This is a genomic window from Streptosporangium sp. NPDC006007, assembly GCF_040614315.1.
GTDB lineage: Bacteria > Actinomycetota > Actinomycetes > Streptosporangiales > Streptosporangiaceae > Streptosporangium.
In genome coordinates, this window is record NZ_JBEXUG010000020.1 from 1 (window position 1) to 22,899 (window position 22,899).

A 22,899-nucleotide genomic window follows, 5' to 3' on the forward strand; every position below is an offset into this window, starting at 1 on the left:
GTACCGAGCTGATCAGCGACGCGCTGACGGCGGCGGTGCGGGCACGTGGCGGGCACGTGCCCGGCGTGATCTTCCACGCCGACCGCGGCTGTCAGTACACCTCGGCCGAGTTCGCCGCGCTGTGCGCCGCCAACGGCATCCGCCGATCGAGCGGAAGGACGGGGACATGCCTGGACAACGCGCTCGCCGAGGCGTTCAACGCCACCCTCAAGCGCGAACTGCTGCACGGCAGAGGCAAGCGCCGCTGGAGCGACGAGGCCGACGCCCGCACGGAGATCTTCCGATGGATCGCTCGCTACAACCACCGTCGACGGCACTCGGCGATCGGGAACCTACCTCCGGCCGTGTACGAAGATCAGCTTGCTAGGATGACGGCACTGGCTGCATGAAACCGGGTGTCCACACCCCGGGGGGGAACGCCAAGGTCCCGTGGAGCCGGGGCACAGCGCACCATCCAGCCTACGTTTGGCGGTTGTGGCCACAATGAATGCAGAAGCCGGCTGCGGCGGGGGAGGTGCGGCCGCACTTACAGGTCCAGGGGGGACCTGCGACGAAGGCGGTATCGGGATGCTCCTCGGGGGCTTGCTCGTAGTGGGAGAGGGCCACTTTGACCAATTGGACGTCGTGGTGGCTCAGGTCGGCGTGAGCACTGACCACGCCCTTCTCCGGGTCGAGGATCTCCATGAAACGCTGTAGCTTCTCCAGGACTCGCTGATTACCACAGCGGGCGGCCAGGCGGACCGCGCGAGCCCACTCCCGCTCGGCCTCGGGCAGATCGTTTCGGCTGTAGGCGGCCAAGCCCGCGTCCACGGCTTGGCTCATGTTGTCCTGGGCTTGGTAGAGGGAGAGCGTGTGGCTGGTGAACGCCGACGGAGCCGAGTCCTCAGTCCAGTGGATCATGATGTTGGCGGTGCCGCGGCGCTCTACGTCGACCATCGCCTCAACGCGGGCCACGCGTAGATCGGTGAAGTGCGGGACGCCCGCGTGGGAAACCTTGAAACATAGCTGATAGTCGCGTGTCTCCTCGCCCCAGGAGCCGCTGGCGAGTTCGAAGTCGCACTCGCCGAGCGTGCACACATGCCTGATGAGGTCAGCCTGGGTGGGGTAGACCTGGCTGAGCGAAACCAGCCTGCTGGGCGGGGTGGTGGTGAACCGTAGGAGCACCTGCGGGGCCACCTTACCGAGTGCCGCCTTGATCGTCTTCCGGAACTCGGCCTCAAGATCGGCGTCGTCGACCACGGCGTCGGCCGAGCCACGTAGCACGGTGGCGATCCGCAGCAGGTCGTGGGCCACCCAATCCTCGCCGATACCCCGGGCGTCGCAGACGAACTCGCCCTCGCACGCCGCGAGCGACCGCTCGAACTCCGCGGGGGGTTCGTTGTTCTGGCCGTCGGTCAGCAGGATCGCGTGCCGAAGCGCGCCAGGATAAGGCGCGAGCAGCCGACGAGCCTCGGTGAGCCAGGAGCCGATGTTGGTGCCGCCGTTGCAGGTCAGTCGCCGTACGACTGTTCTGGCTTCGGCTCTGGTCCGCTTGTCGGCCACCGTTAGTGGGTAGATGGTGCGAGCCTCGTGGTTGCCTTCGATCACGGCGAAACGCACCCCGTCGGGTAGGACGTCGATCGCCGTCACGGTGGCCCTTATCGCGGCGGCGATCTTCAAACGACGGCTTCCGGCGCGGCGGCTCAACCCGCCCATGGAGCCGGAACAGTCGATGATGATGATCTCGCAGCGCTCGGCCTCCGGGGCGGTCCCACCGCTGAGCTGTTGCCCGGTGACTCTGAGGACGGCGTGCAGCTCGGTTTGCCCGATGGTCAGGGCCGGGTTCTGGTCGACATGCAGCTCGAATTTCAGTGTCACAGCCGGCTCCAGGGGCGGACGGAGTGCGCGAGGTCGACCAGCCTGCCCTTGTCCTGCCAGGTGGTGGCATGCTCTGCGAGCTTCATGTATGACGTCTCCAGTTTTCTGCGTGTCTCATCGCTTTGGTCGGATCTGAAGCGCATTTCCTGGATAGCCGCGGTGAGACGGTCTCTGACCTTGCCGGTCGGTTCCCCTCCGTCCAGGACCAGCAAGGCCAGTAGCTGGGTCGCCCGCGCCAGGTCGTCCGCACTCGACAGGTCCCCGTTGGGCAGTTCCTCCGATAGGAGGCGTACAGTGGCGACGCGGGCCGCGTTGTGGTGCTGGGCCACCTTCGGCACCTCGTCAAGGACGCCGACCGCCGCTGACCGATTCTTCTCCCGTAACCGCAGCCTGACCAGTCCGAATGCGGCGTTGATCTGCGAGCGGTCTCGTCGCCACACGATGTCGAACCCCTCGTCGGCCGAGTGGAGGTCGCCCAGCTGCTCCTGGCAGAACGCGCGTGCCAGCTTCGGCGCGGTCTCTCCTGGTAGTGCGCCATAAACCCGGTTGAAGCATGACAGCGCCGTGCCGTACTCCTGCCGGGCCATCGCCAGTAGCCCGTGGTGCCACGTGACCCGCCAGCCGCTGCCGGAAAGGCAGCCTTCGGCCTCGTCCAGTTCGCCCAGCTCCAGATGGGCACGGCAGCGGCGCAGCCCGACTTCGGGCGACGGAGAGACCTCCGATAGTTGGTCAAGCAGGTTCCGGGCGGTGGTGCTTCCCAAGGACGCCAGCAGATCGGCCGACGGGTCGGCGGGGTCGGTTCTGGGCACGGGCAGTCCACAGGCGGTCAGGGCTGCGAGCGGCGGGTCGCCGAGCAGGGCGCCGGGCCGGTCGTGGATCCATCGTTCCAGCGGCGAGGCGATACTCAGCCCGCCGTCCAGCAGCTCGGGGCTCGGCTCGAACACCGTGGACGGCTCGAACACCGTGGGAAGGTGACCGGGCTGGAACGCTTTTACCTCGTGTAATACGCCCTTGAGCTGTTCGAGCATCTCCGCTGCGGACTCGAAGCGCCGTTCCCAGTCCTTATGCGCTGCGCGCTGGATCAGCCTTCGGAACGATTCGGCGACCGGCCCGATGCGGGAGCGGCTGCTCGCGTTGAAAAGCATCTCCAGCGTCTTGCCGACGGTATGGATGTCTGAGCGCACGGTCAGCCCGCGTTCCCTGATCTCCTCCGCGCTCACCTGGAAGCCGCGCGTGCCCACGATCGGGCTGGCTCTGTCGTCGCTCCGCCGGACTCCGCCAACATCGATGATCTTCACCCGATCGGGGGTGATGATGACGTTGTCGGGTTTCATGTCGCAGTACAGCAGGTTCCGGTCGTGCAGGTAGTCCAGGGCCATGAGGATCTCGTAACCGTACGCGAGGACGTGTTCCGGTTTTGGCTGCTCGTGCCGGTTGTTGAGGATCTCACCGAGTGACCGACCGTTGAGGTACTCCGTGACGATGTAGCCACTACGGTCTCCGTGGCTGTCGTCGTGCGTGACGAAGTTGTAGATGCGGACGATGTTCGGGTGGTCCAGTGAGATCAGAAAGTGTCGCTCGGAGACCTCCAGGCTCACGGCGATCGGGTCGTCCGGCTGGATCAGGCCCTTCAGGGCGACGTAATTGTCGTTGAGGTGGCGATCCCGGGCCAGGTAGACCCAGCCGAGGCCGCCGTGTGCGATGGGTCCGATGACCTTGTACTGGCCGGCGACGAGTTCGTCCGGCGTCAGGCGCGGCTCGAAGTCGAACGACTCTCGGCAGGTTGGGCAGAACCCTTTCAGCAGGGTGGCCTGCCCGGCGTAGGTGAAGTTGATGGTGTGGCCCTTACGGCACCTGCGGCTGAAACGGATCTTGCCTGGGTCGGAGATCACTCGGGACGACGGGTCCTCCACGGAGGGCACGGGCACGGAAACCAGTCCAGCCGCCATGCTGAGCGTCCGGCCGCTCGACATGGGGAGTGTGGAGCTGGATGGGACGGTCGCCCTGGCCGGCAGTCCACATTTCTTGCAGAAGCCATCCTCATCCACCTCACCTGAGCAAAAGGTGCAAGAGACCATTAATTGCCCCTCAGTGCGTGGATGTAACGGTTAACCGCCTCGCTCGCCGCCAAAAGGTTGCAAGGTCGCGTGGAGAGGAGGTTGTGGGCTTGGGCGTACCATCCGGCGAGGATGGGGTCACGTTCTGAGCGCTCGGTCCCCGACCCTAAATGGTAGGCCTCAAGAAGGCGCTGAAGGCTGTTATGTTCTTTTCTTATTTTATTTAGTTTTCTATGTACTTCAATGGACTTACGGAGAAGCTCCTCGGCCTGTTGTTCGCACGCCTCAAGTTCGGGAAGGGTTGGGTTGCTCCGCAGATCGTTGGCCCGGAGCTGTAGCGCGGGACCACCGTCCGGCCAGTCGGGAATGGGGGCGACCAGGCGGGCGACTCTGCGATGCTCCGCCCGTGCCACCCGTGCCACCGCCCTCGCTTCGGCGATCCGGACGTTCAGCACCTCAAGCCGCCGGGTGACCGAGGGCTGGTCCAAGATCCGGCGGAGTTTCGCCGACTCGTGTCGCAGCCCGGTGATCACCTGATGGCCCGCCTCGGCGAGCGGCCGGATCACCTCCTGCGCGAGGGGCTCGGGGTCGGCTGCCGCGTCCACGGCGTCGAAGACGAACGTCTGCCGCTCCGGGTGCCGTTCCAGCGCACGATGCACCCGCCGAGCCACCTCGGCGACGGTCTTGCCCGAGACGTCCTCCTTGTTCGGCGTGGGCCGCTCCAGCGAATCGGACACCGGGTCACCGCCGGTGATCACGACCATGGCGCCGCCCGAGGCGCCCGGTCCGAAGAACTCCTTGATCTGATCCGCCAACGAGGGGTCGTCGGCCACCCGCCCGGCCAGGACCGGGAGGTGGCGGACGATCGTCTCGACCGGGATCATCCACGCCAGTCCCACCAGTCCGGAGAACTCACTGACCACGATGCCGAGGACGTCCCCGGTCTGATCGTCCACCACCGGAGCACCGCTGAAGCCGCGGCGGATCTCGCGGTGCGGCTCGGCGTCCATCTGGATCCACTCGCCGCCGGGCCCGGCCCGGCCGCCCAGCCGCGCGCGCACCCACAGACCGTCGTCGAGGAGTGAGGGGAAGCCTCGGGTGTAGACCTCGCGCTTCCACAGGTGGGGCCGGCGCAGCACCGGTTCCTTTTCAAGCGGCACGGGCACGGCCAGGGTGAGCAGGGCGAGGTCACCGCGCTGGTCGTCGTCGGGAGGGACCCAGAAGCTCACCTTGGCTCTGCCAGGACATGTGCTGAGCCGGCCGAGAAATTCCACCACGACCTCTTCGGAGCGGTTCGGAATGACATGTGCGCAAGTCAGCACGGTCTCGGGGGTGAGCAGTACGCCTGCCCCCAGGACTTCACCATCGGTCTGGCGGATCCGCGCCCACCAGGTTTCCTCTCCCGGCGCTACCTTCATCCTAAAAGACTACGCATAAACCGATATCAGGGAGAAGGTTCAGTCGAGGAGCTGCTTCTGATATAAATCGAATCGGTACCAAACGCTGGTGAGAAAACCGGACATCATGGCCTTCCTGTGGAAGGCGACCCGCAGTCTGCGCCGCTTATCGGCGGGGGATACCGGTCTGTATGGCTTCGCCGATTGCGTCGATGACGACGGGGGTGGTCACATCAGAGTCAGGCACACGAGGACCAGGCTTCTGCTTCAGGCGCTTCTTGTAACGGTGTTGCTGGTCGGCGTCGGTGTTACGGGGGTCTTCGCCGACAACGCCCTTTATCCGGAGGGCAGGGAGCAAGTCAGAACGGTCGCTCGGTTGAGCAGAGAAGCACAGGCGATCTACGAGTCGCTTACCATAGCCGACAAATCCGCCACTGGACATCTCCTGGTCGGGTCCAAGCCCCCGGAAACACTGTGGAGACGCTATGACAACGCAAGCGACCAGGTCGCGAAGCGTCTGGTCGGTGTGGCGAACTTGATGGGCGGAGACACCTCCCGCGCAACCGATATCGCCAACATTGTCCTGCGATTTCCCTTGTACACCAATATGATGGGCGAAGCAAGGGGGCTGGTGGATGGCGCAAGGAAAACGATTGCCTTGATGAAGGCTGAGAAGGCTGATTCGAAAAAGGAGAAGAGCGCCGTCGGCCAGGCGCTGCTCGGGGCCGCTTATATGCGCCAGGCCAGTTCTTATCTGCAGAAGGAGCTGTTGCCGGCCGTCATGAAGTTTCGGGACCACGAGACCGATAATCTGCGCGATGCCGCGGGCACCGATTTCTGGACCTGGGTCATTCACCTTCCACTGCTCCTGGCAGGGCTCGGCGGGCTGGCCTGGATTCAATGGTCACTGGCACACCGCACTCACCGGTCCCTCAATTGCGGTCTGCTCGGCGCGACGGTCCTGATGGTCGTCATGCTCGGCATGACAGCCTTGTCGCTGTGGGACTGGTCAGAGGCCGAGAATAAGTTTGTGGAAATCGGCAAGGAACTGACCAGGCAGGGAGATCTTATTGATACGGAGAGGAAGATGCTGGACGCCTCCGCGGACATCAACCTGCTCTTGGGTGGGGCCAGCCCACTTACGTTGAATGAATTTAAGGGTAGATTTGAAAAAAATATTTACTGCTTTAAGCAAAAAAGCTTGTGCGATGCCTACAACGATTTCATCTATGAACCGATGAATAAAGGAAAAAGTGGCAGGGCGGCGACCGCCGCACTGCCCGGCGGCAAGTTCGCGCAAAAATTCGATGCGGCTAATAAATCCAACTTCGAGGAGATTAAAACTAGGGCGGGTCGAATCGAGCTTAGGGTCGGGGAAGTGTCGTTGCCGTCGCTGATCGGGCTCCCGATCGCACTGCTGTGTTCCTGCGCCGCCGTCTGCGCCGTCGTCTGCGCCGGCCTCGGCTTCTGGATCAGGATCAAGGAGTATCTGTGAAGAAACCCGCCGCGGCCCTGACCATGCTGGCGCTGGTGGCCTCCGGCTGCGCCGCACCCTACCAGCCGCCTCAGATCACCTTGCCAACGCCTCCGGGGGTGAGCATCGAGCCCGCGCCCATCCTGTCTGGGAAGTGCAATTTTAGCTCTCTCCAGGAAGAGCGCGACCGTTGGAACCTGAGGCAGGACCTGAGGTCGGACCCGAGGCTGAGAGAGAAGCTGAAGCGGGACCTGAGGCAGGACCTGAGGCAGGAGCTGAAGGAGGGTCTAAAAGTGGGCATCTCGCAGTCCACCCCTAGAATGTCATTCCGGAACCCGTATACCGGCGAGTTTGAGGGCTTTGAGATCGACATGGTGATGGAGATCGCCAAGGCCATATTCGGGCCGAAGAATGCCAGGGACAGGATTGTCTTCTTCGTTGTGCCTTTCGCTGAAGGGATCAAGCGGCTCAATGAAGACGCCGTGGACGTCCTTGCCGAGTCAATGACCATAACGTGTGCGCGTAAGGAAGGCACGAAAGACGAGAAAGGCGTCGCCTTTTCCGTCGGCTACCTCGACACCGGCCAGACCATGCTGGTCCGCACTGAGCCGGTCCGCACTGAGCCTCAATATAAAAGCATCAATGACTTGCAAGGGAGGCAGGTGTGCTCGGGGGAGGGTACCGTCTCGATCGAGCGTGTCCGGGAGTTGCCGGGGAACATGGTGCCGGTCACCGCACCTGTGACCAGCGACTGCCTACTGATGTTGCGGCAGAGGCAGGTCGAAGCGATTTCCTCCGACGAGAGCATTCTGCTCGGTCTTAAGGACATGGACAACAACACCGAGCTTCTGAACAATCCTCTTCCGACGAACATTAGGAAATGTGATCGGAATAAAAAATCTGAGTGTACTTGGTTCGCCAGTGGATCCTATGGGTTCGCCTTCCGGAACGTAGATGGAAAGTGGAATCGATATGGAAAGTGGAATCGATATGAAAAGCTGTTGATATTCACAGATATCGTCCTGGAAGATATCAAGCGTAAGCGTAAGCGTAAGCGTAATGGGCGTTGGCAAGAAATCCACGATAAATGGCTGTGGGAGCATTCGGACAAAGGTCCGCCCTCCGACCCTCGACCTGAGGAACACGAATGAATGGCCCTACTTGGAGGAGTTTTTGTGCCTGAATTGATGCGGTTTGAGACCACCGGTGGTCATGTCTTCGTGGAGGCGGCCGACGAGCTCGGGGTGCAGAGGGTCTCCCGGAAAGGGGTGACGGAGGTGGCCCGCCGCTTCGGCGAAGTGCTGGACGAGGTCGAGAGCGCCGCCGCGGACGCCCTGGAATCCTTCCGCTCCGGCCGCCTCAAGCCGGACCAGATCGAGATCGGGTTCGGTGTCAAGCTCAACACCGAGATGGGCGCTCTGATCGCCAAAGCCTCCACCGAGGGGCAGTTGACGGTCAAGCTCATCTGGTCGTCCGGCAGGTGCTTAGACGAGGCGGAGACCGAGTAGTTTCTCCGGTCTGGCCGGCGCGAGCGCCGGGATCTCGGCGGAGGCGGCCCGGGGTGGCGGCGGTCGGCGCGAGCCTGACAGACTTCACCAGCGCCGAGCGTCCCCTGTTCCGGCAGGTGACGACGGCGGTGGTTGCACTGGCTGGCAAGGCCAACCACCTCGCGTGCCGCGTTGCCATGCGGGCGATTGGGGGGGGCATCGTGACCGACAAGGGCGCCCCGCTGTTCACCTTCCCGCGGGATCGGCGTCGGCCGCCACGAGGATGATCGAGCGGATCTGGTCGACGATGTCCAGCCGGTTGCGCACGAACTCGGGATCGGTGACCCTGCCCGTCGCCGGATCGGTGTTGCCCGCGCCGAACGTCAGGACCGGGGTGTGCACATGGCCGCCTGGGATGTCCAGGCCCAGCCGGTCGCGGAGCAGCGTGACCCGGTAGGCGATCTCGTTGGACAGGTAGTTCCCGCCGCCGCCACCGCGCGCGGCGGAGCCCTCGGTGGGCCCGTCCGGCCGCACCACGGGATCGGTCGCGCCCGCCGGGATCTCGGTCACCTGGGTGTTGTCGTAAACCGGGAAGCGGCCCGTTGAGGCGGCCAGGATGTCCTGGTACGGGAGCGTGGTGACCGTCCACTGGGGCTGCCGGGCGGGGGCGGACACGGGAACGAGGCCCGTCGACGACAGGTTCTCGTTGTCCGGGAAGCCACCCCGCCAGGCCCCGTTGAAGCGCTCGACGTCGATCCGGCCGACCCTGCCCTGGCTGACCGTCGCGAACGGGTCGGCCCGCGGCAGGTGCGGGCGCAGTGCCCGTTCCACCGCGCCCTCCGCGAAGTCGCCCCAGCGGACCGGGAAGGTGGCCGTCTCGATCCTGATCGGGCCCGCGGGCGTCCGCGCGGTCGTGCCGTCGAGCGCCAGCGCGGTGGCCCCGGAGGGGTTGCTGATCCGGATGTCCCGGTCCAGGGTGAACGGGTCGAAGCCGGTGACCAGCACCCGCTTCACGCCCTTCCCGCCGGGAAGGCGGATGGTGTCCTGACCGCGAGAACCGCGCTCCAGGCCGTCGAACAGCGCCTCGCGCCCGGCGCCGGAGAGAGTGAACTCAGGCTGCCACCGCCGCAGTGCGCCGGTCATCCCGAGCCGCGCCCAGTACAGCGGCCGGTCGTCGTCCCGGCTCAGGTCCCCGCCCGGAAGGCCGCGCCCCTGCGCCCGATCGACCGCGCGCCGCCACAACCGCCGCCCGTGGTCGGCGACGACCCGCTCCGCCTCGCGGTACGAACCCGCCCCGCACAGGGCCCGCGCGAACCGGTAGGCCACCGCGTCGAAGCCGGACCGTCGCAGGATCTCCTGCGGTACGGCCCTCGCGAGGCGCTGCTCCTCGACGGTGAGCGCCACCGACGTGTTCGCACAGTCCGCGGTCTTCGCGGTCTCCGTGGCGAGTGCGGGCAGCGCGGTCGGCCCCGCACTCACGATGATCGAGACGACGGAGACGGCCAGCCCTACACACAGCCCTCGCACCCGGATGTTCTCTGTTCGTCGGCAACGGTCGAGGCACAAGTGTTCATCCAACCCTGAATCTTGACAAGGGAGACTTGCGGGGAAAGACGGAAATTTGTGGAAGAAGGCGTGGGTCCTGGCAGGTCAGGGGGTCCGGCCGATGCGGAGGAGAGCCTGGATTTCGGCTTCGGCCCCGGGAGGGCGGTCCCTGGCGTTCTGGCGGGACGGCCCCCGAGGAAGGTGGAGGGCTGTCCCGCCGGAAGCGGGGTAGAGCGGGTGATACGGCAGGGCGGGGGAGAGGGATGCTCCCCCGCCCTGCCGTACTGGCTTTCAAGGGGTGGGCAGAGGCGGGAGCGGGCGAGTGACCCGGCAGCGCAGGGCCGGTTCGGCCTGGAGGTCCTCGGCGGAGCCGCGCAACATGGTGGGCCGGAACCCGGCCTGTTCCTGCTGGGGGGTGAGGGGTTCGCGGTAGAGGGCGAACCACAGCGGGATCGACAGGTCGGCCACGCAGACGATCTTCCAGGCGGGGAAGGCGTCGGCCAGGGCCGCCCGCTGGGCCTCCCAGACCTCGCGGATCCGCCGGTTCTCCCCGTTCTCCCCGCTCTCCTCGTTTTTCTTGTGTTCCGGGGGCTTCCTCTCCTCGTTCTCCCAGGGCGGTCCTTTCTCCCCGTTCTCCTGGGATTCTCGGGGTGTCCGGGCTTGGTGTGCTTTCCGGCGTGGGCCGGGAGGGGGCGCGGCGGGGGTCATGCGGCGCTCCCTTCCGGCGGGTAGGGCAGAGCGCCGGCGGGCTGTACGACGCGGCGGGTGCCGGGGAGGCGGGGGCGTCGCCGTACCCGCTGGGGGAAGGGTGCGGCGGGGGCCGGGGACGGGCCGAGGGGAGCGGTCCGGAGGGCCGCCGCCGTCTCGGCGTGACGCATCCGTTCCTCCAGGCCGTCGGCGGTGGAGTCCTCCACCATGACCGGTTCGGGCGCCGGCCAGGCGGCGAGGGCGTAGAACCGGCGGCTGCCGGTGCCGTACAGCACCACCCACCCCGGATACGCCCGGCCCAGCCGCTCGGCGTGGTCGCGGGCCGGGCCGTCCCACAGCCGCCGGTGCGCGGGAGCGTACGGTTGCCCGGCCCGGTGCCGCCCGATGGTGCGGGGCTGCCCGATCACCGGTTCACCGGCCCGACCGCTCCCCCGGACGTGGCCCTCTTGTCGGCCGTCTGCCCGGCGCCCCTGCTGGAGAGGGCCTCCACGTTCCGGGCCGCCTTCTCCTGCCGCTCGACCTCGGCCTGAAGGGCGTCGAAGGTGTCGCCGTCGACCGTGCGGAACGGCGGGGCGTACCACTCCGATTCCCCGGGAAACGGCTTCACCCGGCTGGCCCAGAACCGCCCGGCGTCACTGCGGATCACCCGCCATCCGGGGATGGTCGGTGAGGGCACGGTGGCCCTACCATCGCTCATGGGTCGCAGCTCCTTTGCGATCAAGGAACCCCGTATGGTCTGTCCGCCTGCGGGGTTCCGCTTTTTGTCGGGGCTGCGCCGTCGGCACAGCGAATCCATCAGAACGCCGCACGGTCGTCATCCGGTAGAGGAGGATGAAGGGAGAAAGCGGATCCCCTCACGTCTGCGAGGTGATTATGAATGCTTTTCTTCCGGCTTGGGCTCGGCGGCTCAAGAGTGAGCGGCATGAGCGTTTCTGGTCGCAGAGAGAGATGGCTCGCCGTTTGGCCGAGGTCGCCGCTGAGCACGCCGATATCAGCCTGCCCAGCCGGGAGTCCTTGACCCGGATGCTCCGTGAGTGGGAGTCCGGTAGGACACGCCCTCGCCTCCCTTACCCTCGGTTGCTCGCTCTGGCATTCGGCCTTACCGAAGCCGAACTGTTCGGACAGCCGGGCATATCCGAGAACGACTCCGGCGAACCGAGAGAGCGTACCCTCCCGGTAAAAGCCTCAACGCGGGACGAGGATGATGAGATGAAACGCAGACGACTCATGCGGGATGCCGCTGTCGTCGCGGTCGGGGGGGCGATAGGGCCCACACTGACCACTCTGACCGATGCCTGGCAGGCGTCCCAACCGCGCATCTCCGGGGCGAGCGTGTCACGGGGGATGATCGACGACTGGGAGGACGCCGCCGACGCGCACGCGAAGGCCGCCCGTATCGAGCCGCCCACCGTTGTTCTCGCCGCGCTCGCCGCCGACTTCGCCGAGATGGCGCCCCATCTCGCCCGTCGGCAGCCTGACGCGGTACGGCGGGACCTCACCCATGCCGCCGCCCGGCACGCCGCCTTGATAGCCGGTAAGTGGACCGACATGGGCAATCGCAGGCAGGCGCGTCGTTGGTGGGGCACGACGCGAACGCTCGTCGACGAATCCGGCGATCGCCTGCTCGCCTCCTGGCTGCGTAGGCGTGAAGCTCTGCATCGGGCCGGCGACCCGGCGGAGGATCTCGCGGAGGTTCTGTCGATCGCTCAGGAGGCTCGCAGCCTGGCCGGTCAGCGGCCAAGCGCCCCGTTGGTGGCCGCCGTCGCGGAAGAAGCGATGATTTTTGCGGCAATGGACCGTCATGGGGAGGCGGTCACGGCTTTGCGTGCGGCCGATGACATATTCGACCGGCTTCCGGGTGCGGAGGGACGCTTCCGGAGCGTGGAGCGAGAACTCCGCTACGGGCGTAGCCTGATCTACAGCCTTGCCGGTCACGAGAGAAGCGCCGAGGAAGCGCAGGGCAGCGCCGAAAAACTGTATTCACCGGGAGATCAGACCCTGCCTCGGGTTCGTCTCCATCGGACCACGCTGCACGCTCGTACCGACCCGACGGAAGCCGTGGACGAGGCTTTCCGGATTGTGGCCGATATTCCGCCCAAGCGGTGGCTTATCCGCTATGTGGCTGATGTTCAGCGTGTGATCAAGACGCTTCCCGAGCCTGCCCGCGCCCTGCCCGCCGTTCGGGAGTTGCGCGCGTTGGCGTTTGGGGACCGCTCGGTCTGACCCGGAAACGACGGCGCCCCGCCCTTCCTGCCGTTAAAGGACATTTCCATAGTCGGTTTCAGGATTCTGCCGTTCGCAAAGATCTCCACGGCGAGAAGGAGGAAGTCGGTGCGGGGCCATGCCCATGAGCACGTCGCAGCCGAGCTGCGTGAGGCGATCCTCCGAGGCGACCACCCTCCCGGCACCCGGCTGCCCAAGCACGCCGACCTCGCCGAGCGCTATGGCGTCTCTGAGATCGTCATCCGTAAGGCCGTCGACGACCTGAAGAACCGGGGACTCGTCGAAACACGAGGCCGGGGCGGCACCACGGTCCGAGAACGCCCGCCCGTCCGCCGGATCTCGATGGACCGCTATCACGCGGACGCCGGCCCGCAGATCGTGCCCCAGACCTCCTTCACACGGGACGCCGGTGTCGTGTGGTCGGAATACCGGCTCGACAAGGCGTACCGGTGGATAGCCGCTGACACCTCCCTGGCCGGTCTGTTCGGGGCCGATCCCGGATCCAGGGTGCTGGAACGCAGGTTCGTCTTCTACGCCAAGGGTGTGCCCTCCCAGATGTCACGCTCATGCCTGCTGGCCGCCGATGTCGAGGGGACCGCTGTGGCCGACCCCAAGCACGAACCCTGGCCCGGGGGAAACATCGGCCAGCTCAGGAGTCTTGACATAGAGGTGGATGAGGTCATCGAGGAGACGGTCGTACGGATGCCCACCGCCGAGGAGAGCGCGATCCTCGCGATTGGCGGCGGAGTACCGGTGTTCGCCATCACCCGGCGCATGCTCAGCCGGGGACGGGTGGTCGAGGTGGCCGATCCGATCGTCATCCCAGGAGACCGTGCGGTCCGCGTTGACAGGATCCTTCTGTAGGCGCCGACGATCATCTGATGAGTGCGAAGCCCATCATCTCGAAGTGCCCGTGGGGGTGACGGGACCGGCGCTCATCGCGGGCGATTTCTGATCCTTTCGATGGTCGTCACGCCGAGGATCGCTGCGACAGAGCCGACGGCCAGGCCTACGCCGGTGGACACGGCGCCGAGCCAGAACGGATCCTGGGGTGTGCCGCCCCAGACTCCGACGATGAGTTCGGCGGTGAGGTGTGTGCCGGCGATCCACAGGTAGAGGAAAGCCATGATCTTGACGGCTCTCCATCCCCACCGTGCTTTCGTGGCCTCGATGGCGGGAGGCGGTGGCTCGTTGGAGGTCCACGTCATGGCGTCTTGAGAGCCGCGCCAGTCGGTGAGGATGTCGTCGATCGCGGCCAGCGTCTCGTCGGGGTCGCGCACGGAGCCTCCTTGAGGGGGTCGGTCCGAGGGTAGGGCTCGCCTTTCCGGGACCGCTTGAAGGGTATGTCCGGCTCGTCAAGAAAGGGCGCCCTCGCGTCATGGGGGCGTCCGTCGTGAGGGTCAGGTCGGCATCGGGGGCGGGGGCTCGGCCGCGGTCCCGGTCGGCTCGGGAGGCGCCGGTTCGGGAGGCGGCGTTGTCCTCACCCGCGCCGGCTCGACCGGTTTCGCCGGATGGTCCGGCTCGCCTGCCGGGGCGACGGCCAGCGCGACGATGATGATGAGGGACACCACCGCTCCGCTGATGCCCGCCTTGACCTTCATCGGGACTCTGCGGTGGTGGGAACGTACCCTGACCATCCGGCCGTCGGCCAGCCTCCGCCAGTGCGCCGCGACCCGTGTCAGTCGGTCTTTGGGCATGCCCGGACCGTATAAAACCTCTTGGGGCGGGTCAGGTGCCGGAAGGGCGGGAATCTCATATCCGCCGGGTGACCGAAGGTAGCCGCGGTGGTGCGGCGCCGCGTCGGCGTGTGGGCGCGGCCCGTGGCAGGAGGGCGGACGGTTCGCGCGGCCATGTCTCCTGACGTCCGCCGGGGGTGACGGTGAGGCCGAACCCCTCGTGTTCCGGCCGCCCACGCCCGTCCCACCACGGATGCTCGGGGTTCACAGGTGTCCAGGCGTAGCCGTGATCCATCCCCTTCCCGGCCGAAGAGTCCCGGCGGTCTCGCCGTGGGTGGCTTGATGGGGCGTCTGCAAGTGGGTGACAAGTGGGGGCTGGCAGGGTGGGCGTTGGCCATATGTCGGCCATATGGGAAGGGACGTATGTTCGGGATTGTTCGCCCGTGTCGGCACGGAATGTGCGGCGGTCTGTTCAAGGAGTGGATGGCGCATCTGTGCGGGCTCTGCCTGGCGCTCAGGGATGAGCACGGGCACGCCTCCCGGCTGGTGACCAACTACGACGGTCTGCTGGTGTCCGTGCTCACCGAGGCGCAGGCGCCGGCGTCCTCCCCGCACCGGCGTGCGGCGGCCTGCGCCCTGCGCGGGTTCAAGGGCGCGGACGTCGTCGAGGCCGAGGGGGTACGGCTGGCGGCGGCGGTTTCGCTGATCCTGGCCGCCGGCAAGGTCAGGGACCATGTCGAGGACGGCGACGGCGTCTACGCCCGCCGGTTGGTGGCGGCCGGCGCGGGGCGGGTGGCCGCTCGCTGGTCGGCCGCCGGGACAGGCACGGCCGCCGCCCTCGGGTTCGACCCCGCTCCGCTCCTCGTCGCGGTCGAGGAGCAGGCCCGGCTGGAACGCCTGCCGGACCCGGGGCTGCTCCGGCTCACCGCCCCCACTGAGGCCGCGGTCGCCGCCGCCTTCGCGCACACCGCCGTCCTCACCGGCAAGCCGCACAACCGGGAGGCGCTGGAGGAGGCCGGACGCTACTTCGGCCGCCTGGCGCACCTGCTCGACGCGGTTGAGGACCTGGCTCGCGACCGCGCCCGCGGCGCCTACAACCCGCTGACGGCCTCGGGCGCGGACCTGGTCGTCGCGCGGCGCCACTGCGACGACGCCCTGTACGGGTTGCGCCTGGCGGTGGCCGAACTTGATCTTGAGCGGCGCGGGCTGGTCAACGCGCTGCTGGTCGGTGAGACGGGGCGCGCCGTCGACCGGGTCTTCGGCGAGGCCAAGCGGGAGAGGCCCGGGGCGCCGCCGCGTGATCCGCGGTTGAGGCCCGACCCCGGCGGGTTGTTGTCGCTGCTGTGCGCTGCGGCGGCCTGCTGTACCTGCGGGCTGTACCGGCCGCCGTGGGATGAGGAGCGTCACAAGTCGTGCTGCGAGCGCTGCGACGCCAGTGGCTGCGACGGCTGCGGGCAGTGCGGCGACGGCTGCTCCGGGTGTTGCGAGTGCTGTAGCTGCGACGGCTGCGCCTGCGGTTGCGACTGACGCCTACGGCGTCCGCGAGCAGTTCCCCCATGTCCACGACGTAGCCGTTGCGGCGCACCTCTTCGAGGTCGCGCATGATCTGGTCACGGTCGACGGCGGTGTGCCGGTGGCCGCGGTGACCGGTGAGGGCGGCGATTGAGGTCACCGCGACCGGGACGACAGGGAGATCGGGCCGGGGCGGAAGAGCTTTCGTGGAGGGCGGCGTTTCGGAGCCGCCGGCGCGTGAGGTGGACATCGGGGACGGCTACGGCATCCGGGGCCAGACGTAGTGGGTGATCTCGATGACACGGGCCACCACCACCGTCACGTCGTCGCCGGCTGAACGCCGGTAGGCGGCGTCCAGCAGTGCTCCGGCGCACAGGTGGGCAGGAGCGTCGAAGTGCCGCCTCACCACGTTCCGGACGTCGGGAAATGTGAGCACGTCGGTCAGCCCGTTCGTGACCACGATGATCAACGTGCCCGGCTGGATGTCGATCATGTCCACGTCGCTGTGCAGCGTCTCCTCGGCGCCGATCGCGCGTAGCAGCGGTCCCGTGCCGAAGCGGTGAGGTGTGGTCAGGATCCGGCCCTCCTCCGGACCGGTGAACGCGTAGACGGCCCCGCCGCCCACGTGGGCGAAGGCCGCGATCCACCTGCCGCCGGTTTCGGCCAGGGTGACCAGGTCCAGCGTGGTGGCCATGCCGATCAACTCCGGGGCGTCACGCCCTTTCCGCCGCAGAGCCTCGTTGGCGACCTCAAGGCTGTCCTGCAGCCCGCGCAGTGGATCGGGTGGGCTGCCCGCCTGGTCCCCCACCACCGCGCCGAGAGCCAGCGCCGACGCCCAGCGGCTCTCGGTCGCCGCCGTGACCCCGTCGGCGACCGCGATCAGGCGATCCTGTATCAGGAAACCGTCCGCGTTCTCGCCCCGGGCTCCCGCGTTCGTACGGCCGGCCGCGTCGAACACCAGGGCACGTGAGGGAAGCGGCCCCGTGGAGTCGGGAGCGGGAAGAGACCGCCCCCTCTCCTCCGCGCCCTGATCGTCCTCCGTGAACGGGGCGTTCGCCGTGTCCCGGCGGCTCTCCGTGTCCCGGCGGCTCTCCGTGTCCCGGTGGTCCGCCACGTTCCGGCCGTTCACCGTGACTCCGCTGTCCGTCGAGGGCGGGGTGTCCGCTGCTCTCTCCGGTCCCGGTGTCTCCTGGAGGTCGCTGTGTCCTCGGTGTATTCCGTGTCGGCCTGCGCCTTGTCCTGATGCGGGGCCGCCGCTTTGGCCTTGTCCGGCTGTGTTCTCTCCCGTCCCGCTCTGCCCGGCCAGGCTCTGCCCGGCTCGGCCCCGCCCGGTGGATGAGAGCGCCGGGCGGTTCATCCTGAACACATAGGTGGAGATCCCCACGATCACCACTGCGGTGGCGGTCGAGGCCGCGAGAATGGCGAACATTCACCTCACCGCCGAAGCGGGCAGGGGCGGAACGGAAGCGGGCGGAGGGGGAACGGTGGTCAGGGGGGTTGGGGCGGGCGGAGCCGCCGGAGCGGCCGGTGCGGCTGAGGCGGTGGCAACCGGGGCCGGCATGGGGCCTCCTTGGGCTGTCGTGCGTTTTCAGTGAATTCGTCCCAGGGACCTCCGGGGACTTCGGAGATCCCGGGAGGTTTTCGGTGACCCCATGCCCCAGGGGCCCTCAGGACCCACGACCCCGGAGGTCCCAGGACCCTGTGACCCCCGGGGCTCAGGACTCGTGGGACCTCACAGGTCCCACGAGAACCTGGGGGATCTCCGGGGGCGTCCGCTCCGTGAGGTCGTCCCGGACCCCCGACGTGCTGTCACGGCCTGTCCGGGGAGTCCTCGCTCGCGGGGTGCTCTCCGTGCTCGCGGCCGGCCGCCGACGCCGTCCGGGCGACCGCCACCAGGCGGTCCTCCGGGACACCGCGGGGCGGCTGGGCCTCGTCTCCCTCCCGTGGGTGGGCTCCCGTGACGTCGTCGCCCGCGGGTGAGCGCGTGGTTTCGAATCCCACCCGCATGTCGGGCGCGGTGGCGATCAGCCCGTTCAACCTCTCCCTGGCCCAGCTGAGCGCCGTGGTGGGAGTGAGGCCCTCGGGGGCGCGGTCGGCGGGCCGGTGGCTGAGCCATTGGCCGATCAGCAGTCCCAGCTCCTCGGGCAGGCCGGGGACGAGCCGGTCGGCGCGCTCCGGCCGTACCCCGGCCTCCATCAGGCGGCGGGCCTGCAGGATGTCGGCCTTCCTGTCCGCCCCGACCTCGCGGCGGAGCGGTGCCATGCCGGTCAGCAGCCAGTAGGCCAGGGCGCCCACGCCGTAGAGGTCGGACAGGCTGTTGGGCGTGATGTCGCCGTCACCCAGCTGCTCGGGGCTGGCGAACCACTTCGTCCCGCCGGGGAAGACGGTTGACACACTCTGGCCCGCCTCGTGCAGCTGGGACATCCCCCAGTCGATGATCCTGATGTTGCTCTGACCGTCGAGGACGATGTTCTGGGGTTTGACGTCCAGATGGATGATCTTGCTCGTCGACGCCGCCTCCAGCCCGGCCAGCACCTGGTCGAGGACCCAGAGGCTCCACTTCAGCGGCACACCCGCGCCTTTCAGCCGCTGGACGTACATGTTGAGGCTGCCCGGCCGGTACAGCGGCGAGATGAGGTAGACGGCCCTCGATCTCCGGTCCTGGCCGGAGTCGATGATCTCCCCGATGTGCGGATTGCTCAGCCGCATGCCCCGTACCTCCCGCAGGAACGTGCGGAACCGCTTCGGGTCGTTCTGAGCCTGGTGGAACACCTTCGCCACCACGGTCCTGCCGGGGTTGGTCAGCTCGTACGCCTTGTAGAGCGTGGCCATGTCGCTGGAGTCGGCGTTCAGCGACCCGTAGACGCACCACCTGTCGTTGAGCACCATGATCGGCGTGTGGTCGTGGCCGCTGGGCGTGGACGGCTGGTAGAACGCCTGTCCGTTGGGCTCCGGCTGCCGGGGGCCCGGCCGCGGGGGAGGACCGGCCTCGTCGAACCACATCGGGGTGGTGGGGCCGGGGACGTCCGCGGGACGGAAGGGAGGTGACGGATTCTGCCGCTGGGCGCGAAGCCAGTCCTTGATCGTCATCTTGGCCAGCTCGTGCCGGGCCTCCAGCCAGGCCCTTCTCTGCTCGTGCTCGTAGGCGACGGCCTGCAGCGCCAGCTCGCCGTCTCCCCGGTGACGGACCAGTTTGCCGTTGAGCAGGACCTGTTCCCGGTCGTTGCCCTCCAGCTGGTCGCCGCGCACCCGCTGGTCGTGCACGCTGCGCTTCAGGGTGGCCTTGAGCAGCACCGGCGCGAGATCGACGCCGAGCAGGAGAAGGGTCAGCAGGAGGCGCCAGACCAGGACCTCGCCGTTCTGTCCGGTGATCTTCAGGAATGCCCGTTCCCGGTCCAGGAGATCGTGGCCGCCATCCGCGAGGCCCGTGACCTCCTTGGATCTGCCCTCCCGCTCGGTCCGGAGCGCGGTGATCCGCGTCCGGTTCTCCTCGCGGACCGCGTCCAGATCGGCTTGGGCCCTCGCGAGGTCGCTCCGCAGGTTCCGCTGCTTGGCGAGCGCGGCCCGGTAGAGGTCGCCGGCCCCGGCGTCGTAACCGGCGCACTCACCGGTCAGCTGGCAGTTCGCCACTTTCGCGGCGTCACGGTAGTCCTTCTCCAAGCCGGTGACGACCCTCTGCCGCTTGTCGATCGCCGCCTGCAGCTCGTTGATCTTACGGTCGTACGGCAGCGCCACCTCCCTGTCCCGCGTGTCGGCCGCGCTCGCCTCGTCGAGCGCGAGCTGCTCGCCGATCCGGAAGGCGAAGATCTGCAGCAGCAGCACCTCGGAGATGAGGAAGGACGCGGCGACGGCGATGCCCACGCGGGCCCAGGTCGTCGCCGACCGGGTGTTCACCGTCTTCACCAGGCGGGGCGTGGGATGGTCGGCGGGGGCCGGGGGAGCGGTGCCCGGCCTCCGGTGGACGATCTCCTGGAGCGGGCTGACGTGGCTGACGATGGACCGGTCGATCATCAGCACGAACGCGGCGAAGAACAGGCCGACCGGCAGCATGGTCACCACGGGTACGGCCAGCCCCATCGCGGCGATCGACGCGGCACTGTAGACCGCGAGCCCGGCGGTGAGCAGCATGAGCGTGCCCAGGGTGACGAATCGGTGGCGCTCGTGCGTGTTCCCGATCAGCCGGGGGACCGCGCCGGTGACGACGATCAGAAAGTCACCGACGCGGCGGAGGAACGAGGGACGGCCGCCGCCGCCTCCGTCCTCGTCCGAAGTGGTGTCCACCCGTGTGGACCCGTTGTTTGACCAATCGTTCATCATGGGATCCCGTCCCCGTTTCGGATACGGCGCCGGCCGTACCGAGCGGACTCGAACGGACGAGGACATCTCGCCTCGGGATCAGGATTCGCCGGGGGAGGACGGAGGAGAAGGCCGGGTGCGAGGGGAGTTTTCCCTCAGTCTTCCGCCCGTGTGGGCAGAGGCCGGGGGATTTTTCCCCTATCGGTCAGTCTCTGCCGGCGTCGGGATGAATCCGCTGGTCAGAGTGGGCCAGCTTGCGCAGGCGCACATCCCAGAGCAGTTCGGGGTTGCGGTGGCGCCTCATGTAGTAGAGAGCCAGCAGCAGCCGCTCGTGGGCGCTCGCGTGGGTCACGCCCGCGATCTTCTTGAGCGCCTTGTCGACCTCGTTCGCCACCGTCCGAGACGCGATGCCGACCTCCTTGGCGATCACATCCTTGGGATATCCGTCGGCCAGCATGGTGAGGATCCTGGAGTCCCGTTCCGTCGGTGAGTTCATGAAGCGCGGCTCCCTGATCGGCGCGACCGGGACGATGTGCAGCCGCCCCAGCCTGCCGGGGGCGATCGAGCGGCACGCTGTGGTGATCTTCTCGCGTTCGGTGAGGAACTCGTCGGGGGTGAGCCCCGCGCGGGTGACGGCCAGGGGAAGCCGCGTGCCGTACGCGATCTCCTTGAGCAGGTGGAGCTGTGCCGCGCTGAGCTCGAACATGTCCCGGCTCGCGGCGTCCAGCACGGCCGACGCCAGCTGCGGGGACAGGTGGACCTCGCGGTGCCGGGCGTGGAGCAGGGCCTCCTCGACACTCGACGGGTGGACCTTTCCCCGGGGGAGCACGCTCCAGGCGCCCAGGACGAACGCCTCCACGCGGAACTGCCAATCCTCCCGGTCGGTCCACACCACCGTGGGCTGCCGCGACATGACCTGGAGGGTGTTCTCCTTCGAGTCGTCGACGTGCAGGTCCAGCAGGCACACGTCCGCACCCGCCGCCGAGTCGACCATGGCCTGTGCGTCGGATACCGACGCGACGACCTCGAACCGGTCGTCCAGGTTCAGCGCGGTGACGATTCCCTCGCGAGTGGTGGTGTGCGACTCGACGACGGCGACACGGATGGGCGCGCTCACTTCACTCCTTCCACCGCGACGGCGGCGACCGGGAACTCGATGGTGACTCTGGTGTCCTCTCCGGGCGGGGAGGACCAGGTGAGGGCGCCGCCGAGATCGCGCAGGCGCCTTTCCAGCTGGGTGAGGGCGCGCAGCGCCGGCCTGTCGGGAAAACCCCGGCCGTGGTCGGTGATCGAGATCTTGGCGGTGCCGTCCTCGATGTCCGCGCGAACGTAGGCGTGATCTGTCTGAGAGTGGTCCGCCACGTTCGTCAGCGCGGCCCGGAGCGCGTCACCGAAGGTGTTCTGAACCACCTCGGGAACCGTCTCCGCGTACTCCCGGAAGTCTTCGGAGATGACCGGTTCCACGATCAGTCTCCGGCCGCGGATGTCGACGATCTCCCGGTGCAGGATGCGCAGCAGCGCGGCTCGGTCGCTTGGCCTCCCGGTCGTGAAGAACGCCCTGAGCCGGCCGTAGTCGGCCACCAGCAGGTCCCGTAGCTCCGTGAACTCGCCGTCGCGCGAGCAGTCGTGGCCGGTGACCCTGAGCAGTGTGTTTCCCCAGTGGTTGTAGAGCTCGTAGGCGAGCTGCAGATAGGCCCGCTCCTCCGCCACCTGGCGGCTGAAGTCGGCCAGGTCCGCCGCGGTCCGCCGCAGGTAGGCCGCACCCCGTTCGATGAGTACGGCGAGCACCAGGAACCCGGTCACCGCGATGAGCGTCGGCGACCGGGTGAGCTCGGCCCGGTCACCCCCGGCGATGACGGCGAGGTAGATTCCGGAGATCGCGATTGTGCCCGCCGCCAGCAGTCGTGGATTGCGGGAGAGAGCCGCGCCGCTGATCTGGTCCGTGGTCCAGAAGACCAGCGGCGCCAGAGCCTCCGGCCGGTTCGCCGGGGGAGCCCCCCACCCCGCGAGCAGGAGCATTGTCACTCCGGTGCCGAGTTCGACGGAGGCGGTGAGCGTCCCGCCGTACCGCCTGCCCCGGATGATCCGGAAGAACAGCCACGACGTCTCGGCCGCCGCTATCGCGAGGATCGCGACGCCCGTCCCGGGTCTCAGGCGGTCGAGCATGTCCGGTGCGGTCCCGGCCATCTGGAAGATGTGCAGCAGACGGTAGAGCAGGAAGATCCTGGCGAGCTGCCACTCCATCTTCTCCCGCGCGAAGCGATACTTCTCCGTGCGGTAGTACCCCGTCAGATCCCCCGAGGGCCTCCGCCCGCGCCGCCATCGCCGGAAGGTCGCAGCGAGCCCCATCGGGGTTCCTCCTCATCACGACGTGCGGGGACATGCCATTGAGTTGTGTCGTGCGATCCGCTGTCACGGTGCGGCACCGAGGTGACGGCCCGGGATGAGAGATCATGTCCCGGGCGCTCACGCTGTTTAGACGCCGCCGGTATTGCCAGGGTTGCCGGGTGATGACGGATAAGTGGGAGTTCCAGCTCGCCGGTCCGCCGGGGCGTCCACCGGATCGCGCGCCGCCTACGACTCCTTGGGCCCAGGCGGGTGCGTCCGAACATGGACAGGCCGGAAGTCGGGGAAACAGCCGGGCGGGCGGGGGACACGGGCCGGGCC

At 67.6% G+C, this 22,899-nt stretch carries 20 protein-coding genes; 7 read left to right on the plus strand and 13 right to left on the minus strand.

Features of this window, described 5'->3' with window-relative positions; genetic code table 11:
• Positions 1-389: integrase core domain-containing protein (locus ABZ194_RS17275; RefSeq protein WP_355597235.1), on the plus strand; the 389-nt coding region annotated here is incomplete at its 5' end.
• 70 nt (positions 390-459) lie between these two features.
• Here the strand turns inward: ABZ194_RS17275 and ABZ194_RS17280 are convergent.
• From ABZ194_RS17280 to ABZ194_RS17290, 3 genes are read right to left on the minus strand one after another with little or no spacing between them, the layout of a single operon-like run.
• Positions 460-1,857 (minus strand): vWA domain-containing protein, encoded by a 1,398-nt coding sequence (locus ABZ194_RS17280; RefSeq protein ID WP_355597237.1) that lies wholly within the window; start codon positions 1,855-1,857, stop codon positions 460-462.
• Complete coding sequence (locus tag ABZ194_RS17285) at positions 1,854-3,935, minus strand: tetratricopeptide repeat protein (RefSeq protein ID WP_355597239.1); 2,082 nt, start codon at positions 3,933-3,935, stop codon at positions 1,854-1,856. The genes ABZ194_RS17280 and ABZ194_RS17285 overlap by 4 nt, the downstream gene beginning before the upstream one ends.
• Entirely contained in the window at positions 3,935-5,332 is a 1,398-nt protein-coding gene (locus ABZ194_RS17290; RefSeq protein WP_355597241.1) for a serine protease, read from the minus strand. The genes ABZ194_RS17285 and ABZ194_RS17290 overlap by 1 nt, the downstream gene beginning before the upstream one ends.
• A gap of 88 nt (positions 5,333-5,420) precedes the next feature.
• Between ABZ194_RS17290 and ABZ194_RS17295 the strand changes: the two genes are divergently transcribed.
• From ABZ194_RS17295 to ABZ194_RS17305, 3 genes are read left to right on the plus strand one after another with little or no spacing between them, the layout of a single operon-like run.
• Complete coding sequence (locus tag ABZ194_RS17295) at positions 5,421-6,806, plus strand: hypothetical protein (protein WP_355597243.1); 1,386 nt, start codon at positions 5,421-5,423, stop codon at positions 6,804-6,806.
• Entirely contained in the window at positions 6,803-7,936 is a 1,134-nt protein-coding gene (locus tag ABZ194_RS17300) for a transporter substrate-binding domain-containing protein (RefSeq protein ID WP_355597245.1), read from the plus strand. Before ABZ194_RS17295 ends, ABZ194_RS17300 begins: the two co-directional genes overlap by 4 nt.
• 24 nt (positions 7,937-7,960) lie before the next feature.
• Positions 7,961-8,293: a CU044_2847 family protein gene (locus ABZ194_RS17305; protein WP_355597247.1), complete on the plus strand. Its 333-nt coding sequence runs from the start codon at positions 7,961-7,963 to the stop codon at positions 8,291-8,293.
• A gap of 225 nt (positions 8,294-8,518) precedes the next feature.
• On the opposite strand, the gene ABZ194_RS17310 is transcribed toward ABZ194_RS17305, so the two are convergent.
• From ABZ194_RS17310 to ABZ194_RS17325, 4 genes are all read right to left on the minus strand, one after another.
• Complete coding sequence (locus ABZ194_RS17310; RefSeq protein WP_355597249.1) at positions 8,519-9,799, minus strand: pyroglutamyl peptidase; 1,281 nt, start codon at positions 9,797-9,799, stop codon at positions 8,519-8,521.
• 309 nt (positions 9,800-10,108) lie between these two features.
• The gene (locus ABZ194_RS17315) at positions 10,109-10,525 is read right to left on the minus strand and encodes a hypothetical protein (RefSeq protein WP_355597251.1); all 417 of its coding nucleotides are present in this window, start codon (positions 10,523-10,525) and stop codon (positions 10,109-10,111) included.
• The gene (locus ABZ194_RS17320; RefSeq protein ID WP_355597253.1) at positions 10,522-10,932 is read right to left on the minus strand and encodes a hypothetical protein; all 411 of its coding nucleotides are present in this window, start codon (positions 10,930-10,932) and stop codon (positions 10,522-10,524) included. The genes ABZ194_RS17315 and ABZ194_RS17320 overlap by 4 nt, the downstream gene beginning before the upstream one ends.
• On the minus strand, positions 10,929-11,222 hold the full coding sequence (locus ABZ194_RS17325; protein WP_355597255.1) for a hypothetical protein: 294 nt from the start codon (positions 11,220-11,222) through the stop codon (positions 10,929-10,931). The genes ABZ194_RS17320 and ABZ194_RS17325 overlap by 4 nt, the downstream gene beginning before the upstream one ends.
• Positions 11,223-11,602: 380 nt before the next feature.
• Between ABZ194_RS17325 and ABZ194_RS17330 the strand changes: the two genes are divergently transcribed.
• Together ABZ194_RS17330 and ABZ194_RS17335 are read left to right on the plus strand one after the other, a co-directional pair.
• Entirely contained in the window at positions 11,603-12,748 is a 1,146-nt protein-coding gene (locus ABZ194_RS17330) for a hypothetical protein (RefSeq protein ID WP_355597257.1), read from the plus strand.
• 108 nt (positions 12,749-12,856) lie between these two features.
• Positions 12,857-13,612, plus strand: a complete 756-nt coding sequence (locus ABZ194_RS17335; protein WP_355597259.1) for a GntR family transcriptional regulator — start codon at positions 12,857-12,859, stop codon at positions 13,610-13,612.
• A 71-nt stretch (positions 13,613-13,683) separates the two neighbouring features.
• Here the strand turns inward: ABZ194_RS17335 and ABZ194_RS17340 are convergent, their stop codons facing one another.
• Together ABZ194_RS17340 and ABZ194_RS17345 are read right to left on the minus strand one after the other, a co-directional pair.
• Positions 13,684-14,028 (minus strand): hypothetical protein, encoded by a 345-nt coding sequence (locus ABZ194_RS17340; protein ID WP_355597261.1) that lies wholly within the window; start codon positions 14,026-14,028, stop codon positions 13,684-13,686.
• A gap of 120 nt (positions 14,029-14,148) precedes the next feature.
• Complete coding sequence (locus tag ABZ194_RS17345) at positions 14,149-14,445, minus strand: hypothetical protein (RefSeq protein ID WP_355597263.1); 297 nt, start codon at positions 14,443-14,445, stop codon at positions 14,149-14,151.
• A 402-nt stretch (positions 14,446-14,847) separates the two neighbouring features.
• On the opposite strand from ABZ194_RS17345, the gene ABZ194_RS17350 reads away from it, so the two are divergent.
• Entirely contained in the window at positions 14,848-15,951 is a 1,104-nt protein-coding gene (locus ABZ194_RS17350; protein ID WP_355597264.1) for a DUF5685 family protein, read from the plus strand.
• A 244-nt stretch (positions 15,952-16,195) separates the two neighbouring features.
• On the opposite strand, the gene ABZ194_RS17355 is transcribed toward ABZ194_RS17350, so the two are convergent.
• The 4 genes from ABZ194_RS17355 to ABZ194_RS17370 all read right to left on the minus strand — a co-directional run bounded on the left by ABZ194_RS17355 (position 16,196) and on the right by ABZ194_RS17370 (position 22,581).
• Positions 16,196-17,065, minus strand: coding sequence for a protein phosphatase 2C domain-containing protein (locus ABZ194_RS17355; RefSeq protein ID WP_355597265.1), 870 nt, complete (start codon positions 17,063-17,065; stop codon positions 16,196-16,198).
• A 680-nt stretch (positions 17,066-17,745) separates the two neighbouring features.
• Positions 17,746-20,250 carry a DUF4407 domain-containing protein gene (locus ABZ194_RS17360; protein ID WP_355597267.1) on the minus strand — a complete coding sequence of 835 codons (2,505 nt, stop codon included), beginning with the start codon at positions 20,248-20,250 and terminating at the stop codon, positions 17,746-17,748.
• Between the two features lie 187 nt (positions 20,251-20,437).
• Complete coding sequence (locus ABZ194_RS17365; RefSeq protein ID WP_355597269.1) at positions 20,438-21,349, minus strand: LuxR C-terminal-related transcriptional regulator; 912 nt, start codon at positions 21,347-21,349, stop codon at positions 20,438-20,440.
• Positions 21,346-22,581, minus strand: a complete 1,236-nt coding sequence (locus ABZ194_RS17370; RefSeq protein WP_355597271.1) for an ATP-binding protein — start codon at positions 22,579-22,581, stop codon at positions 21,346-21,348. The genes ABZ194_RS17365 and ABZ194_RS17370 overlap by 4 nt, the downstream gene beginning before the upstream one ends.
• Positions 22,582-22,899: the final 318 nt, after the last annotated feature.

What these genes read in the sequence shown, in the direction of transcription:
- ABZ194_RS17285 (WP_355597239.1), bottom strand. Translation starts at nt 3,935, where the DNA reads ATGGTCTCTTGCACCTTTTGCTCAGGTGAGGTGGATGAGGATGGCTTC.
- ABZ194_RS17290 (WP_355597241.1), bottom strand. Translation starts at nt 5,332, where the DNA reads ATGAAGGTAGCGCCGGGAGAGGAAACCTGGTGGGCGCGGATCCGCCAG.
- ABZ194_RS17315 (WP_355597251.1), bottom strand. Translation starts at nt 10,525, where the DNA reads ATGACCCCCGCCGCGCCCCCTCCCGGCCCACGCCGGAAAGCACACCAA.
- ABZ194_RS17325 (WP_355597255.1), bottom strand. Translation starts at nt 11,222, where the DNA reads ATGAGCGATGGTAGGGCCACCGTGCCCTCACCGACCATCCCCGGATGG.
- ABZ194_RS17345 (WP_355597263.1), bottom strand. Translation starts at nt 14,445, where the DNA reads ATGCCCAAAGACCGACTGACACGGGTCGCGGCGCACTGGCGGAGGCTG.
- ABZ194_RS17350 (WP_355597264.1), top strand. Translation starts at nt 14,848, where the DNA reads ATGTTCGGGATTGTTCGCCCGTGTCGGCACGGAATGTGCGGCGGTCTG.
- ABZ194_RS17360 (WP_355597267.1), bottom strand. Translation starts at nt 20,250, where the DNA reads ATGAACGATTGGTCAAACAACGGGTCCACACGGGTGGACACCACTTCG.
- ABZ194_RS17370 (WP_355597271.1), bottom strand. Translation starts at nt 22,581, where the DNA reads ATGGGGCTCGCTGCGACCTTCCGGCGATGGCGGCGCGGGCGGAGGCCC.